The organism is Sphingopyxis sp. (assembly GCF_965227415.1).
Lineage (GTDB): Bacteria > Pseudomonadota > Alphaproteobacteria > Sphingomonadales > Sphingomonadaceae > Sphingopyxis.
In genome coordinates, this window is the sequence record NZ_OZ245749.1 from 29,812 (window position 1) to 44,578 (window position 14,767).

The window sequence follows — 14,767 nt, forward strand, 5'->3', positions numbered from 1 at the left end:
GCGCCCAGCATGCACGAACTCGCTTTTCCTCTCCTTGTCGGCCTGATCCTCCTCGCGCTGGCGTTCGACTTTCTGAACGGACTGCACGACGCGGCGAACAGCATCGCGACCGTCGTCGCGACGCGCCTGCTGCGGCCGGTACAGGCGGTGCTTTTCGCGGCCTTCTTCAACTTCGCTGCCTATTTCCTGTCGCTCGTCTTTCCCGAATTGCACAAGGTTGCCGAAACGATCGGCAAGGGGATCATCGACAAGGATCTGGTGACGCCGGCGGTCGTGTTCGGCGCCCTGGTCGGGGCCATGTTCTGGAACATCGTCACCTGGCTCAAGGGCATTCCTTCCTCGTCGAGCCATGCTCTTGTCGGCGGGATCGTCGGGGCCGGCGTTGCGCATGCCGGTTTCGAGGGGATCCAGTGGACCGGGCTCAACAAGACGGTCATCGCCATCTTCCTCTCGCCCATGCTCGGCATGCTGCTCGCGATGCTGGTGATGCTGATCAGCAGCTGGGCGCTGCGCCGGGCGAGCGCCAAATTCGCCGAAAACACCTTTCGCCATCTCCACCTTCTTTCCTCGGCAGCCTATTCGCTGAGCCACGGGTTGAACGACGCGCAAAAGACGATGGGGGTGATCACCGTGCTCCTCTATTCGACCGGCAACCTGACCGGCGAATTCCATGTGCCGCACTGGGTCGCGATCTCCTGCTATATCGCCATCGGCCTCGGCACCCTGTCGGGCGGGTGGAAGATCATCGAGACAATGGGCGGCCGCATCACCAAATTGTCGCATCATCAGGGCTTCGCCGCCTCGACCGGCGGGTCGATCATGGTCTTCACTGCAAGCCTCCTCGGCATTCCCGTATCGACGACGCACACGATCACGGGCAGCATCATCGGTGCGGGCGTTGCGCGGCGCGCGAGCGCGGTGCGCTGGGGCGTTGCGAGCAATGTCGTCGCGGCCTGGTTCATTACGATCCCCGCCAGCGCCGCCGTTGCGGCAGTCTTTTACGCCATCACCCGCTTGTTCTGATCATCGCTTCGGGCGATAATCGACGCTCGCTCCGCCGGTGAGGCGGGCGGGGAGATAGAGGCCGTTGCCATAGGCCTTGATCTCGCCAATCTCGAACCCTTCGATGCGCGTTCGGATGACGAAGGCGCCTTCGCGCCGCTGATCGACGGCGCGTTTGATCTTGCCTTCCAGCTCTTTGAGGTCGCGCGCGAAATTCTGCGTCAGCGCGTCGGCGATCAGTGGCGCAAAGCCTTCGCTGCGGCCGAGCAGGATCATCAGGTCGCCGCCGACACCGTCAGTGTCGCCGTTGATGTCGATTTCGGTAAAGCGGACTTCGGCCGAGCCCGGCGCGTTGACCGGCAGCGCAGTCAGCCAGATGCGCCCGCGCGTCGGCTCGCCGGTGCGTGCCTCGAGCCGAGCCTCGACATCGGCCCCGACTGCAATCCGGCCGCCGGGCGCGCCATAGACGGTCGACTTGCCGAACTTGACCATCATCGCGCCGAGCTTCGGCAGGACGAAAGGCCGCGTTGCACGTTTGGCGAGCGCGCGGTCGATCACCGGTTGCAGCTGGGCATAGTCGGCAATTACGGGCACGCGGATGTCGAGATGCGGGCGCGGTATCTGACGCGCCAGCTTCGGCAACGGGGTCGGCTTGGCAGCGGCAGGGCGGCCCGCGACAAAGGTTTCGGTGATCCCCTCGATGCCGAGATTGAGGTTCAGCTTTTGCCCGTTCAGGCGATAGCCGCCATAGAGAATGCGTTGCGGCGTGACGCGCATCCACACGGGCGGATTTTCACGGTTGAGTTCGAGCACGGTAAAGCTCTGTCGCCAGATGTCGGCGGCCTGATTGCGAATGTTGATCTTGCCGATCTCTCGGTTCACTTCGCGTTCGACGTCGCGGATGACCGGAGCCAGTTTGGCGTCGGCCTCGTCGGTAAAGGTGATGCGCTTGCCCAGGAAGTCGATCCCCGGCGCCTTGGTCCAGCCATAGCGGATCTGCGCCTTGCCTTGCATGCGCCAGTCGGGCGCCAGATCGATGCGAATGCGAGCATGGGCGAGCGCCGATCCGGTCGCCGTCTCGCCCTTCAACACCCCGCCGACATCGCGCGCATTGATGCGGGCGTTGAGCGGCACGTCGATGACGATTTCATTGCCTTCGCCGCGGAAGCGGAGCGGCCCGCGCGTGACCTGTCCGACGATCGTGCAGGCTATCGCAGGCGTGACCTTGACCCGTTTGCCGAAAACCTTGACCCGTTGCGGCGCGACGCACGCCTTTTCGCGGCGGTTGATCGTCCACAATATCCTGGGCACGGCGCGTTCAAGCTGTGCCTTGAGCGGCGTGATATCGGCGTTGATCGGGACCGCGATCAACGATTTCTGCGTTGGGGACGGAGCTATGTCGGTCGCGCGCGGCGGCGCTTCGACCTGGGTCTGACGGTCGCAGCCGGCGAGGGCTGGGGCCAGCAATAGGACGGCGGCGGCCGGTTGGATGAGACGCATGTGGTGCCCCTGATGCGGTATCTGTTCTTTATAACATCGGAAGAGGGAAGGCGTTCCTTGCGCAGAAAGTCGGCGCTGAAAGGTCGGGAATTCGCGCAACTTCACTCTGAAATCGCATTTTGCAGCTTACGCCCGTCACCCGGACTCGATCCGGGGTCCAGCGTTCGCCGATGTCGGAAATGGATCCCGGATCAAGCCCGGGATGACGAAAGTGGGGCGTGAAGTCGAATTCCGAAACCGCAGAAAACTGCGCAACTTCACACGGAATTCGCTGTTTGCGGGGGCGAACAAAAATCATGTCGCAAGGCTATGCCGCCCGCGCAATGTAGGACAGCGATTTTTCGAAGCGCGTCTAGACGACCGCCCCGAACAGGTCATGCTCGTCGGCGTCCTCGATCTCGACGTCGACGATATCGCTGGCCTTCAACGTTGCGGCGACGTCGCGAAGATAGACATGACCGTCGATTTCGGGTGCGTCGGCCTGCGAGCGGCCGGTGGCGCCGATGCTGCCGTCCTCGTCGGCCTCGCCGACTTCGTCGATGATCACGGGCAGCGTGCGGCCGATCTTGGCTTCGAGTTTGGCGGCGCTGATCGCCGCGGTCTTTTCCATGATGCGCTGGTAGCGCTCTTCCTTGAGCTCTTCGGGCACCTGGTCATCGAGCGCATTCGCCTGCGCGCCCGCGACGGGTTCGAAGCGGAAGGCGCCGACGCGGTCGAGCTGTGCTTCGTCGAGCCAGTCGAGGAGATACTGGAAATCCGCTTCGGTCTCGCCGGGGAAGCCGACGACAAAGCTCGATCGGATCGCGATGTCGGGGGCGATGGCGCGCCAGTTCTTCAGCCGTTCGAGCACCTTGGCTTCGTTCGCCGGGCGCTTCATGCGCTTGAGGACGCTGGGGCTGGCGTGCTGGAACGGAATATCCAGATAGGGCGTCAGCAATCCTTCGGCCATCAGCGGGATCACCGCGTCGACGTGCGGATAGGGATAGACATAGTGGAGGCGCACCCACGGGGCGCGGCCTTCGCTCGTCTGGAGCTGGCCCAGCTCGCGAGCGAGGTCGGTCATGTGCGCGCGGACTTCGCGGCCGTGCCACTGGCGCGGATCGTGGCGGATGTCGACGCCGTAAGCCGAGGTGTCCTGGCTGATCACCAGCAGCTCCCTGGTCCCCGCGGCGACAAGCTTTTCGGCCTCGCGCAGCACCGCATCGATGCGGCGGCTGACGAGTTTGCCGCGCAGGTCGGGGATGATGCAGAACGAGCAGCTGTGGTTGCAGCCTTCGGAGATCTTCAGATAGCTGTAGTGGCGGGGCGTGAGCTTCAGCCCGCCTTCGGGGACGAGGTCGACGAACGGACCCTGCGTCGGCGGCGCGGCGTCGTGGACGGCATCGACGACCTGTTCATATTGATGCGCGCCGGTGACCGCGAGGACGTTGGGGAAGCGGGCGCGAATGACCTCGGCCTCGTTGCCCATGCAGCCGGTGACGATGACACGGCCATTTTCCGCCATCGCTTCGCCAATCGCCTCAAGGCTTTCTTCCTTCGCCGAGTCGAGGAATCCGCAGGTGTTGACGAGCACAACATCGGCGCCCGCATAGTCGGGCGACAGGCCGTAGCCGTCGGCGCGCAGCTTGGTGAGAATCCGTTCGCTATCGACCAGCGCCTTGGGGCAGCCGAGCGAAACCATGCCGACCTTCGGCTGGGAGGGGAGGGTTTTGACTGTCATGATTGGCGGGGCGCATAGGGGATTTTTTGCGGTTTGTCACGGGTGCAGTGGCTGACGTGACCCGTGCCATTCTTCGTCATCCCGGACTTGATCCGGGATTCATCGCAGCGCCGAAGTCATGGACCCCGGATCAAGTCCGGGGTGACGAGAGAAAAATAGCCCCGGTCAGGACTTTCCCGCCAAAGTATCCGCCACAATCCGCCAAACCTTGGGATTGATGCCCAGCCCCAGATGCGTGCTGTCGACCTTTATGTTCCGTGCCTGCGCATTGTAGGTGTCGACCGCGATATCAGCGCCGACGATGCCGTCCCGGTCGGAGTAGATGACGGTGAGCGGCTGGCTTAGCCCTTTCAGGTTTCGCGCATGGATCTCGCGCTCGATCGCGTCGAAGTCGCGATCGGCAAAGCGCTGCGCCAGCGCGGTATATTTGGGACCGCCGATGATCGGCGTGCCCATGGTGATGATTTCGCGGACCAGGTGCGGGTACGTCCGCGCCGTTTCGCGCGCGATGACGCCGCCGAGGCTCCAGCCGATCAGGGTGAGCGGGGCGCCGTCGGCCTGGACCCATGCAGCGGCTTGCGCGGCGAAACGATCGACGTCGGCGGCGACGCGGCCCTGATTGCGGCCCATGCCCCAGTCGCGGACATGATAGCCGAGGTGGCGAAGATACGCCTCCAGCGGCCGCATCGAAAGCTCGCTGGCACCATAGCCCGGGAGCAGCGCCACGGGGCGTCCGTCGCCACGCGGCGCGCCGATCAGATGATAGCCCGAGAGGCCATAGCGCAGCATGTCGAGCGGAAGAGCGAACTCGCCAAGTGTCGCGAGGCGGCTCGGCGGCTTTAGCCCTTCAGGAAGCGGAACGTCGCGCGGCATCGCCTTCTCCCTTATTGCGCCCTATAGCTTGGCGCATTGGCCTGGCTTTGCAAGCGGATAGGGAAGGGACGCGCATGATTGGCTTATTGGCAGCGATTTCGGCGGCAATGGCGGTCGCGGCAGGCGCATTCGCCGCGCATGGCGCAGCGGGGCCGCACGAGGCCGAATGGCTGCGCACCGGCGGCACCTATCAGCTGATCCACGCGGTCGCGGCGCTGGCGATCATGGGAGTGGCGCGCAGGCAGGCGATCCTGCTGCTGGTCGGCGCCGCGATTTTTGCGGTCACCCTCTATGCGATGGCGCTCGGCGCGCCGCACTGGCTGGGCGCGATCACGCCGGTCGGCGGAACGCTGTTGATCATCGGTTGGGTCTGGGCTGCCTGCGCTTATTGGCGCACGGGGGCCTGACCTAAGGTCCGGACCCTAGTCGGCTTCGCACGTCTCGCAGTTGACGACTTCGACGATCGTGTCGCCGGGTTCGAGCTTGCGCGCTTCGTCTTCCCAGAAGCCATAGGGCTTGCCGCCACGATAGATGCGCAGCCCGCGGCCGCCGCTTGCGAGCTGGTCGAGGCTGCGGCCGATCTCCTCGGCGCTGACCGGGCGCTCCTTGAGCTGAACCTTGCCGCCGACCGCCGCCAGATCGGCCATATAGTCGGCGACATGCGCGCCCTGCGCCGATCCGGCGAGCAGCAGGCCGGTGAAACTGACCGGGTTGATGACATTGTTCGCGCCAGCCTGGCGCGCGAGCAGTTCATTGTCCTGGGTGCGGATGACGACGCTGATCGGGACATGCGGTGCCAGATGGCGGACGGTGAGCACGATCAGGATCGAGGTATCGTCGCGCCCCGCCGAGACGAGGACGGTTCGCGCTTCGCCGATCCGCACGTCGAGCAGCGTGTCGTCGTTTGTCGCGTCGCCTTCCATCACGTTGCAGCCCGCGGCCTCTGCGGCGTTGATGCGGTTTCGCGCGGCGTCGATCACGACGATGCACGCGGGATCGGTGCCGCGCGCGATCAGTTCGCGGACGGCCTCGGCGCCGCTGGTGCCATAGCCCAGCACGACGCAATGATCGGTGAGTTTTGCCTGGATACGGGCCATACGCCATTTTTCCCATGTGCGCTTGATTGCGAATTGATACGCGGTGCCGACGAAGATGAAGAGCACCGCGATGCGGATCGGCGTCACGATGACCGCCTCGATCAGCCGCGACCGGTCGGACACCGGCGCGATGTCGCCGAAGCCGGTCGTGGTGACCGATATCATCGTGAAATAGACGACGTCGAGAAAGCTGATGTGGCCGTCGTGCGTGTCTTTCAGCCCGGCGCGGTCGATCCAGTGGACGAGCACGACGATGGCGACCAGCAGAAACGCCAGGCCCAGCCGCGTCGTCAGATCGGCCCAGATCGGCCACTTGCTCGCGCGCCTGAGCGGCTGGAACCGGTGTTGCAGCTTCAGCTTGTCGTTCGGTTTGCGGTTCATTGCGGCTCTTGTGCCAAAGCCCGGGGGTGAAGGCTAGTCCGCTGAGCCATACGCTCCGCGCAGCGCCGCGAGCGATGCGTCATGGGTCAGGTCGAGGTGCAGCGGCGTCACCGAAATATGGCTGTCCTCGATCGCCTCAAGGTCGCTGTCGTGACCGACGCTGTGTTCGATCCCGTGCAGCCCGAACCAGTAATAGCGGTATCCGCGCGGATCGGTGCCCTCGACAATCGAGCCGCGGCCATAATCGTGGAAGCCCTGACGCGTCACGCGGATGCCCTGCACCTCGGCAGCGGGGATGGCGGGGAAATTGACGTTGATCAGCGTGCGCGGCGGCGTGTCGATATCGAGCAGCGGACGCAGTACCCTGGCGCCCCAGGCTTCGGCCGCCTCGAACGGCACATTGTCGCCCATGCCTTCACGGGCATAGACCTGGCTGAGCGCGATCGAACGGATGCCTGCGAGTGCGCCCTCGATTGCCGCCGAGACGGTACCCGAATAGGTGATGTCGTCGCCGAGGTTCGCGCCGCGGTTGACGCCCGAGAGGATCAGATCGGGCTTGTCGGGCATCAGCTTGCCGATCGCCATCATGACCGAATCGGTCGGCGTTCCGCTGCACGACCAGCGCCGCTCGTCGTGCTGGCGGATACGCACGGGGCGCGAGAGCGTGAGCGAATGGCCGGCGCCCGACTGTTCCTCGGCGGGAGCGCAGACCCAGATATCGTCCGAAAGCTGGCGCGCGATCGCTTCGAGCACGGCCAGGCCGGGGGCGTGATAGCCGTCGTCGTTGGTGAGGAGGATGCGCATGACTCTTGTCCCAAATTCGGCGTCATTGCGAGGAGCGCAGCGACGAAGCAATCTCCAGCAAGAATGTCGCGCTTGCTCGAAGGCTGGAGATTGCTTCGCTGCGCTCGCAATGACGAATTAAGGCGTCAGCCGGGTGATCCCGCCCATATAGGGCAGCAGCGCCGCGGGAATATCGACGCTGCCGTCGGCCCGCTGGTAATTTTCCAGGATCGCGACCAACGTGCGCCCGACGGCAAGGCCCGAGCCGTTGAGGGTGTGGACGAATTCATTGCCCTTCGCATCCTCGCGGCGGAAACGCGTGTTCATTCGCCGCGCCTGGAAGTCGGCGCAGTTCGAGCAGCTCGAAATCTCGCGGTACGCATTCTGGCCGGGCAGCCAGACCTCCAGATCATAGGTCCGGCGCGCCGCGAAGCCCATATCGCCGCTGCACAGCAGCATCTTGCGATACGGAAGATCGAGAGCTTCCAATATCTTCTCGGCCGCTCTTGTCTTGCGTTCGAGTTCTGCGTCGCTGTCTTCGGGGCGGACGATCGAGACCAGCTCGACCTTCCAGAATTGATGCTGGCGGATATAGCCGCGCGTGTCGCGTCCCGCCGAACCGGCCTCGGAACGGAAGCAGGGCGTGAGCGCGGTCATGCGGATCGGCAGGCGGGCTTCGGGCAGGATTTCCTCCCGCACCGCGTTGGTCAGGCTCATTTCGGAAGTCGAGATGAGCCAGCGGCCGTCGGTGGTCTGGAACAGATCCTCGCGAAATTTCGGCAGCTGCGTCGTCCCGAACGCCGCCTCGTCGCGCACCATCAGCGGCGTCGCGCATTCGACGTAGCCCGGCTCGCCGGTCTGCATGTCGAGCATGAACTGGCCGAGCGCGCGTTCGAGCCGCGCCATCTGGCCGCGCAGAAAAGCAAAGCGCGCGCCCGACATCTTGGCCGCGGTCTCGAAATCGAGGCCGAGCGCGGGCGCGAAATCGGCATGTTCCTGCGGTGCGAAATCGAAGGTCCGGGGCGTGCCCCAGCGCGCGATCTCGACATTGTCGTCCTCATCCGCGCCGTCGGGGACGTCGTCGGCCGGAATATTGGGGAGTGCGGCCAGAATATCCTGCAGCGCGGCGACCTGGTCGCGCTCGGCGGCTTCCTGATCGGGAAGCGACGTCTTGAGGTCGGCGACCTCGGCTTTCAGGGCCTCGGCCTTGTCCTTGTCGCCCTGTGCCATCGCCTGGCCGATCAGCTTCGATGCTTCGTTACGGCGCGCGAGCGAGGCCTGGATCGCGGTCTGCAGCGCGCGCAGCGACGCATCGGCCGCCACGATCTGCGCGGACAAAGGTTCGAGGCCGCGGCGCGCGAGGCCGGCGTCGAAAGCGGCGGGATTGTCCCGGATCAGGCGGATATCGTGCATGCGCCGCGCTATGGCGTTGTGGCTCGGATGGCGCAAGCCTTCATCCTCCCTGCGGCACAGCCGTGGGGAGGGGGCCTTCGGCGTAGCGGATAGTAGAGGGGCGCGCCTTGGCCGCTCCGTCAGCGCTTCGCGCTGCCACCTCCCCCTCGCCGCGCGACAGGGAGGATTATCGTTCCACCAACTTTGCGAGCTGAGCGATCGCGGTGCCCCAGCCTTCGTGAAAGCCCATGTCCTTGTGCTTGGCGCTGTCCTCGGGCGTCTTGTGGAGGACGCGTGCCGCATAGAGCGTGCCGCCGTCCTTCGCCTCGAAGGTCAGGATCGCGGTGATCGCGAGCCACGGTTCGACCGGCTGCCAGCCTTCGGTCAGGACGGTGGTGAACACGAGCTTCTTTTCGGGGATCGATTCGAGAAAGCAGCCGTCGACATGCGGCTGGAAATCGCCGCCGCCTTCGCGCATCCGCGTGACGAAGCCGCCACCGGGGCGCAGGTCGAGCGTGTCGACGCGGCATTCGATCGGCGCAGGAATCCACCATTTTGCAAGGTTTTCGGGGACACTCCACGCGTCCCACACCGCCGCGGGCGGCGCCTTGATCAGGCGCGAGATATGCAATTCGGTCCGGTTGGTCATGCTGAAGGCTCCTGGGGATGTTGCGATTCGACGAAAGCGGCGAGCCGATCGGTGCGGCCCTGCCAGACGGCGCGCTGCTCCGAGAGCCAGTCCTCGGCCGCAGCCAGCCGCCCGGCCTCGATATGACAGGTCCGCACGCGCCCCTGCTTTTCGGTCCGGATCAGCCCCGAGGATTCGAGGACCATCAGGTGCTTGAGAAAGGCGGGCAGGCCCATTTCGAACGGCTGAGACAAGGTTTTTACTGCCTCCGCCCCCTTGAGCAGGCGGCTGACGACTGCGCGCCGCGTCGGGTCGGCGAGAGCGTGGAAGACAGAGTCGAGGGCAGGTTGTTGGTTCACCATATGGCGAACTATATTGAACACTACGCCGATTGGCAAACTGTTTTGGCGCCGCATGAAAAGAGGGCCGCCCCCTTGCGGAGACGGCCCTCAGTTAGGTGGTCCGGGTTAGCCCCCCCGACCGCCAGTGGATCCCTTATGCCGCGTCGGCGTCCCGGTCGTTGCGGTTCGCGGCGCGGCGGCGCTGGACGAGCGCGGCGGCGGCGGCACCGAACAACAGCATCATCGGCGGCGCCGGCACGGGGGTCGGAGTGCCCGAAGAACCGCCGTGGCTGCTGCTGCCGCCCGAGCTGGACGACGAAGAGGAACTGGAAGACGAGGAGCTGCTGCTCGACGACGAGGACGCGCCGCTGCTCGTGCTGGTACCGCCAAAGCTGCTGCTGGTGCTGGTCGCTCCCGAAGAGGTGGCGCCCGACGAGCCGCTGCTGGACGAGGACGACGACGAGCTGGACGAGCTGCTGCTCGAAGACGAGCTGCTGCTGCCCGAGCCACCCGAACTGCCGCTGGAACCGCCCGAGCTACCCGAGCTGCCCCAGCCGGAGCTGCCGTGCGACGAGCCGCCCTTCGACGAACTGCCCCAACCCGAGCTGCCGTGCGACGAACCGCCCTTGGACGAGCTGCCGCCACCCGACGAGGATGAGCTGGACGACGATGAAGACGAAGAGGACGACGACGAGGAAGACGAGCTGCTGCTCGACGAAGTGCTGCTGATGCCGCCGGTCGAGGTCGACACGTTGCCCGACGAAGTGCTGACGTTGCCCGACGAGGTCGAGACATTCCCCGAAGACGTGCTGACGCCTCCGGTCGAGGTCGAAACGCCGCCCGTCGATGTGCTCACGCCGCCGGTGGAGGTCGAAACACCGCCCGTCGAGGTGGAAACGCCACCGGTCGAGGTCGACGTGGATACGCCGCCCGTGGAGGTCGATACGCCGCCCGAGGTCGAGCTGGTCGTCGAGCTGAGGCCGCCGGTGGTCGTCGAGGTGACCACGACGCTGCCGCCGCCGCCGCCCGAGCTACCGCCAAAGAAGCCGCCGAAGAAGCCGCCGCCGAAACCGCCGCCAAAGCCGCCGCCGACCACCGTCACGCCGCCGCCGCTGCCGCCGCCGCCTTCCCAGCCGCGCTGCGGAAAGGGTGCATAAGGGATCGGGGGCAGGGGAATCGTCTGCGTGACGACCTGTGTCTGCGGGGTCACGGTGCGGATGATGCGCTTCGTCGTGACGACACGGCGGATGCGCTTCACCGGCTTGCGCGCTGCATGGCGCTTGCGCACGACCTTCTTGGTCGCGCAGGGCGTGCAGGATTTCGCTTTCCGAACCTGCGCGGCCGCGGGCACGTCGGCGATCTGCATCGCACCGCTACCGATCAACGCGCCGCCGCAGGTGCAGGCACAAAGCTTGGCGAGGGCCATCCGCACAGACATATGTTTCTCTTTCTTTCCCGTTGCAGGCGCGACAGGGGCGTCCTGTTGCACCTCCCGCTATGACCTAAAGGCCAAAGCTTTGTGAACGCGTCCATTGCGTTAACTGCGTTTGCCTGTCCGTGATCGGGAAAAGGTGGCCAGAATCAACAAAAAACCGCGTAACTGTCCCAAATCAGTACGTAAATGCCTCCACTTCGGTCCCAATGGTTAAACGCGCATGTGGCCGGCGGGGAGCGAAGTGCGACCGGGATCACGCGAAAGGGCGGCCGCAGGACGCGCGGTTCAGCTTTGCTTCACGCCATTGCGACTAGCCGCTGCCTTCGGTGCTTGTGTCGGCCTTTGCGGCTGGCTATAGGCCCGGCGCATTCCCCTGGTCCGTTCGTTCCGGGCGGCGAGGTGACAGGAAAGGACGCGAGAAGTCTTTTATGCCAACCCAGATTGCCGACGTTGGCGCCGACGCGCTCCGTGAAGCCAAATCCAACCTCGATTCGGACTATGTCCCGAGCGACGACGAAGCATTTATGAACGAGCGGCAGCAGGAATATTTCCGCGGCCTGCTGCTCGCCTGGAAGAAGTCGATCCTGTCCGAGTCCGAATCGACATTGGCCCATCTGCAGGACGGGCCGCTGCGCGAGCCCGATCTGGCCGACCGCGCGTCGAGCGAGACCGACTGGGCGATCGAACTGCGGACCCGCGACCGCCAGCGCAAGCTGATCGCCAAGATCGATTCGGCGATCCGCCGCATCGACGAGGGCGAATATGGCTATTGCGCGGTGACCGGCGAGCCGATCTCGCTCGCGCGGCTCCAGGCGCGCCCGATCGCGACGATGACGCTGGAAGCGCAGGAACGCCACGAGCGGAACGAACGCATCTCGCGCGAGGACTGAAATCGCGCGACGGCTGGAGCGAACTGCTCCGCGCCGGGACAGAAGCGCTTCTCTATTTACGTTTCCGCAAGGGCTGGGGTCTAGGCTTGCCGCCCAGACAATAACGCGGGGAACGGGTCGCAATGGAATCGCGCGTGCCGACATCAGTCGACGAAGAAGTGGCAGCGCTGTCGCGCAGCACCGATCGCGACAGCCTGTTCATGCAGGCGAATATCGTCATTCCGGGCCAATCGGTCCCGGTGACCGTCCGTGTGCGCAACCTGTCGGCGGGCGGGATGCTCGCCGAAGCCAAGGTGCGCGGGCTGGTGCAGGGCGCGACGGTCGAGGTCGAGCTGCGCAACGTCGGCTTTGTGCCGGGACGCGTTGTCTGGGTCGGCGACGGAAAGTTCGGCATCGCGTTCGATCATGCGGTCGATCCGCAGGCGGTGCGTCGTCAGATTGTCCAGAAGACCGAAGTGCCGGCGCATATCGCGGCACTGAACAAGGGACCTCTCTACCGCCGGCGCTGAGGCGCTCCTGTTCGGAGTGGCGTCAGCGGGGGCGGTAGCGGTCGTGCGACGATCAGGCGGTCGCGGCCATTTCTTCCTTGATTCGCAATTTCTGCTTTTTCATCTGCGCCACTAGCGCCGTATCGGGGCTGGGGCGGCGCTCTTCACTCGCAATTTTCTCGTCAAGGTCCGCGTGGCGGGACTTCAGGGCGGAAAGGTGCGACATGCTCATAGGCCATTCTCCTTTTCGACTCATGTTGGCAGCACCGAGTAAATCACGAATCGCCCCCGATGTCGTGACGATTCGGCCAGCCGGTCCCCGTTGCGGACGGACCGTGATCGTGGCAGGAGGCGGGGCGTGAACCCCGAAGAAATCACCCAGCGTCTGGAACTGTTGCGCCTCGAGCATCGCGATCTCGATGCCGCGATCATCGCGCTTGGCGAGAATGCGATCCCCGACCAGTTGCAGCTCGCGCGGATGAAAAAGCGCAAACTTCGCCTGCGCGACGAGATCGCCTGGTGCGAAGACCAGATGATTCCCGACATTATCGCCTGATTCAAAACGGGACGGCCGCATCGCAGGATTTCATGGTTACCGCCGTTGCGGTTTCGGCGCTGGTCGTGGCATCTCTTCGCGCATGATGGCGGGGCAAACAGATGGCGTGGCGATCGGCTTGCCGGTCCAGCGGGCGCAGGTCGAAAATCTCTATGTCGAGGCGATGCTTCTTGCCGACGAAGCGCACGCCGCCTTTGCCGCGCAGCGCGACCTGGGTTCGATCGAGGGCGGCCGCGTGCACGGCGATGCGTTGCTGCAGGTCAGCCTGGCGTGCGAATCGCTGAAGACCACAACGCGGCTGATGCACATCATTGCGTGGCTGCTCCATCGCCGCGCGATGATTGCGGGCGATCCTTTTGCAGGGCCGAACGACAGCGCGGCGCGCATCGGTGAACCGGTTGCGGTCGATTGGGACGTTTGCGCGCGCTTCGACGCGCCGCTGCGCCGTATCGTCGCGGCCAGCGAGCGATTGTTCGAGCGGATCGCCGTGATCGAGGCGGGATGGGCGTCGCCGGCCGCGGTGGCGCCGGTGCAGCAACTGCTCGCGCGGCTGGAAGCGCGGCTTTAGGTCGCGAGCCACTCCACCCACGCGCCATGGGCATGCGCGCGGCCCAGCATCTTCGACGCTTCGCCGCCGGGCCAGTATCGCACGATCAGTTCGTGGCTGTGCACCGTCCGGTTCGCTTCGAGCGCGATCCACGCGAGCGGCCGGTCGGGGGTCGCCTCGGCCCCGGCGTCTTCCATCGCAGCGGTGACGCGCATCTGTTGGTCCTCGGGAACATATTGCCAGACGATCGAATGCATCAGCACGCGCGTCGTCCCCTTGGCCTGCGGCTTTTTCAGTTCGGCCTCGACGAAATCGGCGGCATTGGCGCGGACGAGGTTCGGTTTCCTGGCGTGCGCCGCGGCGATCGCGGCCTCCATGCGCTGAAAGCGCACGCCATGCTCGGGCCAGATATAGGCTTTCAGCCGCAACGCCTGCGCCGGATCGGTCAGGTCGACCGGCCCGACGTCGCAGCCCTTGAGGTCCGCGAAATCGATAGGGTGCTGCGGCGGATGGTCGCCGCGCCACTCGGGCGTAAAGGCCATCGCGCCCGGATCGGGACCGACCTGCACGCCGCCCAGATCATAATGATAGCGATCGAGCATCAGGTTGATCCCCGCGCTCGACCCGATCTCGAGGCACTCGAAATGCGGCGGCAACCCCTGTTCGGTCAGCCACAGCATCGCGGCGATGAAATTCGACGAGCGGCCCGCCTCGTTGGTTTGCGGCGGCCCGTCGAGCCAGGGCAGAAGCTCGCCCTCATGGCCCGCGACCACCCCGGCGACGACAGCGGCGTCATTGATGTCCTCGGCGTCGGCATAAAGGGGGGCGAGCCCGGGCGCAGCGCCCGCCAGATGGAGCGCGTGGAGGCCCCCGGCGGCGCGCAGCGGCAGCGCATCGGCCAGCGGCGCGCCTTCCCATGCCGCAATCCGGCGCGCGAATTCGGTCGCAGGCTTGTCGAGCAGTGTCGCGAGCGCGGCAACGATCCGCGCCGTGACCGGCGCATCGTTGGCGCGGCAATAAAGGACCTGGTTGGCAAAGGCGGCGCGAACCGCGTCCTTTCCCGTATCGCCCAGTTCCATCGGCTGATAGCGCTCGCTCATTGCCCTTTCTCCCGTCGCCGCTTAAAGGCACGGC

Annotated in this window: 18 protein-coding genes; 8 read left to right on the forward strand and 10 right to left on the reverse strand. The window is 65.3% G+C overall.

The genetic code is table 11. The features are described from left to right. Positions 1-9: 9 nt before the first annotated feature. The gene (locus tag ACO055_RS00185) at positions 10-1,023 is read left to right on the forward strand and encodes an inorganic phosphate transporter (RefSeq protein ID WP_422060604.1); all 1,014 of its coding nucleotides are present in this window, start codon (positions 10-12) and stop codon (positions 1,021-1,023) included. Here ACO055_RS00185 and ACO055_RS00190 read toward each other — a convergent pair whose 3' ends face one another. The 3 genes from ACO055_RS00190 to ACO055_RS00200 all read right to left on the reverse strand — a co-directional run bounded on the left by ACO055_RS00190 (position 1,024) and on the right by ACO055_RS00200 (position 5,095). Next, on the reverse strand, positions 1,024-2,502 hold the full coding sequence (locus ACO055_RS00190) for a DUF4403 family protein (protein ID WP_422060605.1): 1,479 nt from the start codon (positions 2,500-2,502) through the stop codon (positions 1,024-1,026). It abuts the gene before it with no gap. A 352-nt stretch (positions 2,503-2,854) separates the two neighbouring features. Continuing rightward, positions 2,855-4,222: a 30S ribosomal protein S12 methylthiotransferase RimO gene (gene rimO / locus ACO055_RS00195; RefSeq protein ID WP_422060606.1), complete on the reverse strand. Its 1,368-nt coding sequence runs from the start codon at positions 4,220-4,222 to the stop codon at positions 2,855-2,857. A 165-nt stretch (positions 4,223-4,387) separates the two neighbouring features. Then, complete coding sequence (locus tag ACO055_RS00200; RefSeq protein ID WP_422060607.1) at positions 4,388-5,095, reverse strand: alpha/beta hydrolase; 708 nt, start codon at positions 5,093-5,095, stop codon at positions 4,388-4,390. Positions 5,096-5,169: 74 nt separating this feature from the next. Between ACO055_RS00200 and ACO055_RS00205 the strand changes: the two genes are divergently transcribed. Beyond that, a complete protein-coding gene (locus ACO055_RS00205; protein WP_422060608.1) occupies positions 5,170-5,502 on the forward strand; it encodes a DUF423 domain-containing protein in 333 nt (110 codons plus the stop codon). Positions 5,503-5,517: 15 nt separating this feature from the next. Here the strand turns inward: ACO055_RS00205 and ACO055_RS00210 are convergent, their stop codons facing one another. The 5 genes from ACO055_RS00210 to ACO055_RS00230 form a co-directional block, all read right to left on the reverse strand. After that, the gene (locus ACO055_RS00210) at positions 5,518-6,573 is read right to left on the reverse strand and encodes a potassium channel family protein (RefSeq protein WP_422060609.1); all 1,056 of its coding nucleotides are present in this window, start codon (positions 6,571-6,573) and stop codon (positions 5,518-5,520) included. A gap of 33 nt (positions 6,574-6,606) precedes the next feature. Beyond that, positions 6,607-7,377, reverse strand: coding sequence for a 5'/3'-nucleotidase SurE (surE, locus tag ACO055_RS00215; RefSeq protein ID WP_422060610.1), 771 nt, complete (start codon positions 7,375-7,377; stop codon positions 6,607-6,609). Between the two features lie 117 nt (positions 7,378-7,494). Beyond that, on the reverse strand, positions 7,495-8,769 hold the full coding sequence (gene serS, locus ACO055_RS00220; protein ID WP_422060611.1) for a serine--tRNA ligase: 1,275 nt from the start codon (positions 8,767-8,769) through the stop codon (positions 7,495-7,497). A gap of 166 nt (positions 8,770-8,935) precedes the next feature. After that, positions 8,936-9,397 (reverse strand): SRPBCC family protein, encoded by a 462-nt coding sequence (locus ACO055_RS00225; RefSeq protein WP_422060612.1) that lies wholly within the window; start codon positions 9,395-9,397, stop codon positions 8,936-8,938. Continuing rightward, positions 9,394-9,792: an ArsR/SmtB family transcription factor gene (locus ACO055_RS00230; RefSeq protein WP_422060613.1), complete on the reverse strand. Its 399-nt coding sequence runs from the start codon at positions 9,790-9,792 to the stop codon at positions 9,394-9,396. Before ACO055_RS00230 ends, ACO055_RS00225 begins: the two co-directional genes overlap by 4 nt. 194 nt (positions 9,793-9,986) lie before the next feature. Here ACO055_RS00230 and ACO055_RS00235 point away from each other — a divergent pair, with 194 nt between their 5' ends. From ACO055_RS00235 to ACO055_RS00250, 4 genes are all read left to right on the forward strand, one after another. After that, positions 9,987-10,874 (forward strand): hypothetical protein, encoded by an 888-nt coding sequence (locus ACO055_RS00235; RefSeq protein WP_422060614.1) that lies wholly within the window; start codon positions 9,987-9,989, stop codon positions 10,872-10,874. A 27-nt stretch (positions 10,875-10,901) separates the two neighbouring features. Then, positions 10,902-11,240, forward strand: a complete 339-nt coding sequence (locus tag ACO055_RS00240) for a hypothetical protein (protein WP_422060615.1) — start codon at positions 10,902-10,904, stop codon at positions 11,238-11,240. A 340-nt stretch (positions 11,241-11,580) separates the two neighbouring features. Continuing rightward, positions 11,581-12,042: an RNA polymerase-binding protein DksA gene (gene dksA, locus ACO055_RS00245; RefSeq protein ID WP_422060616.1), complete on the forward strand. Its 462-nt coding sequence runs from the start codon at positions 11,581-11,583 to the stop codon at positions 12,040-12,042. A gap of 134 nt (positions 12,043-12,176) precedes the next feature. Then, positions 12,177-12,551 (forward strand): PilZ domain-containing protein, encoded by a 375-nt coding sequence (locus tag ACO055_RS00250; RefSeq protein ID WP_422060617.1) that lies wholly within the window; start codon positions 12,177-12,179, stop codon positions 12,549-12,551. Between the two features lie 52 nt (positions 12,552-12,603). Here ACO055_RS00250 and ACO055_RS00255 read toward each other — a convergent pair whose 3' ends face one another. Next, positions 12,604-12,762 (reverse strand): YdcH family protein, encoded by a 159-nt coding sequence (locus ACO055_RS00255; RefSeq protein WP_422060618.1) that lies wholly within the window; start codon positions 12,760-12,762, stop codon positions 12,604-12,606. A 126-nt stretch (positions 12,763-12,888) separates the two neighbouring features. On the opposite strand from ACO055_RS00255, the gene ACO055_RS00260 reads away from it, so the two are divergent. Together ACO055_RS00260 and ACO055_RS00265 are read left to right on the forward strand one after the other, a co-directional pair. Further along, on the forward strand, positions 12,889-13,086 hold the full coding sequence (locus ACO055_RS00260; RefSeq protein ID WP_422060619.1) for a YdcH family protein: 198 nt from the start codon (positions 12,889-12,891) through the stop codon (positions 13,084-13,086). Positions 13,087-13,171: 85 nt separating this feature from the next. After that, positions 13,172-13,654: a DUF1465 family protein gene (locus ACO055_RS00265; protein ID WP_422060620.1), complete on the forward strand. Its 483-nt coding sequence runs from the start codon at positions 13,172-13,174 to the stop codon at positions 13,652-13,654. On the opposite strand, the gene ACO055_RS00270 is transcribed toward ACO055_RS00265, so the two are convergent. Next, a complete protein-coding gene (locus tag ACO055_RS00270; RefSeq protein WP_422060621.1) occupies positions 13,651-14,733 on the reverse strand; it encodes a DUF2332 domain-containing protein in 1,083 nt (360 codons plus the stop codon). The two genes, ACO055_RS00265 and ACO055_RS00270, sit on opposite strands and share 4 nt — an antisense overlap. Positions 14,734-14,767: the final 34 nt, after the last annotated feature.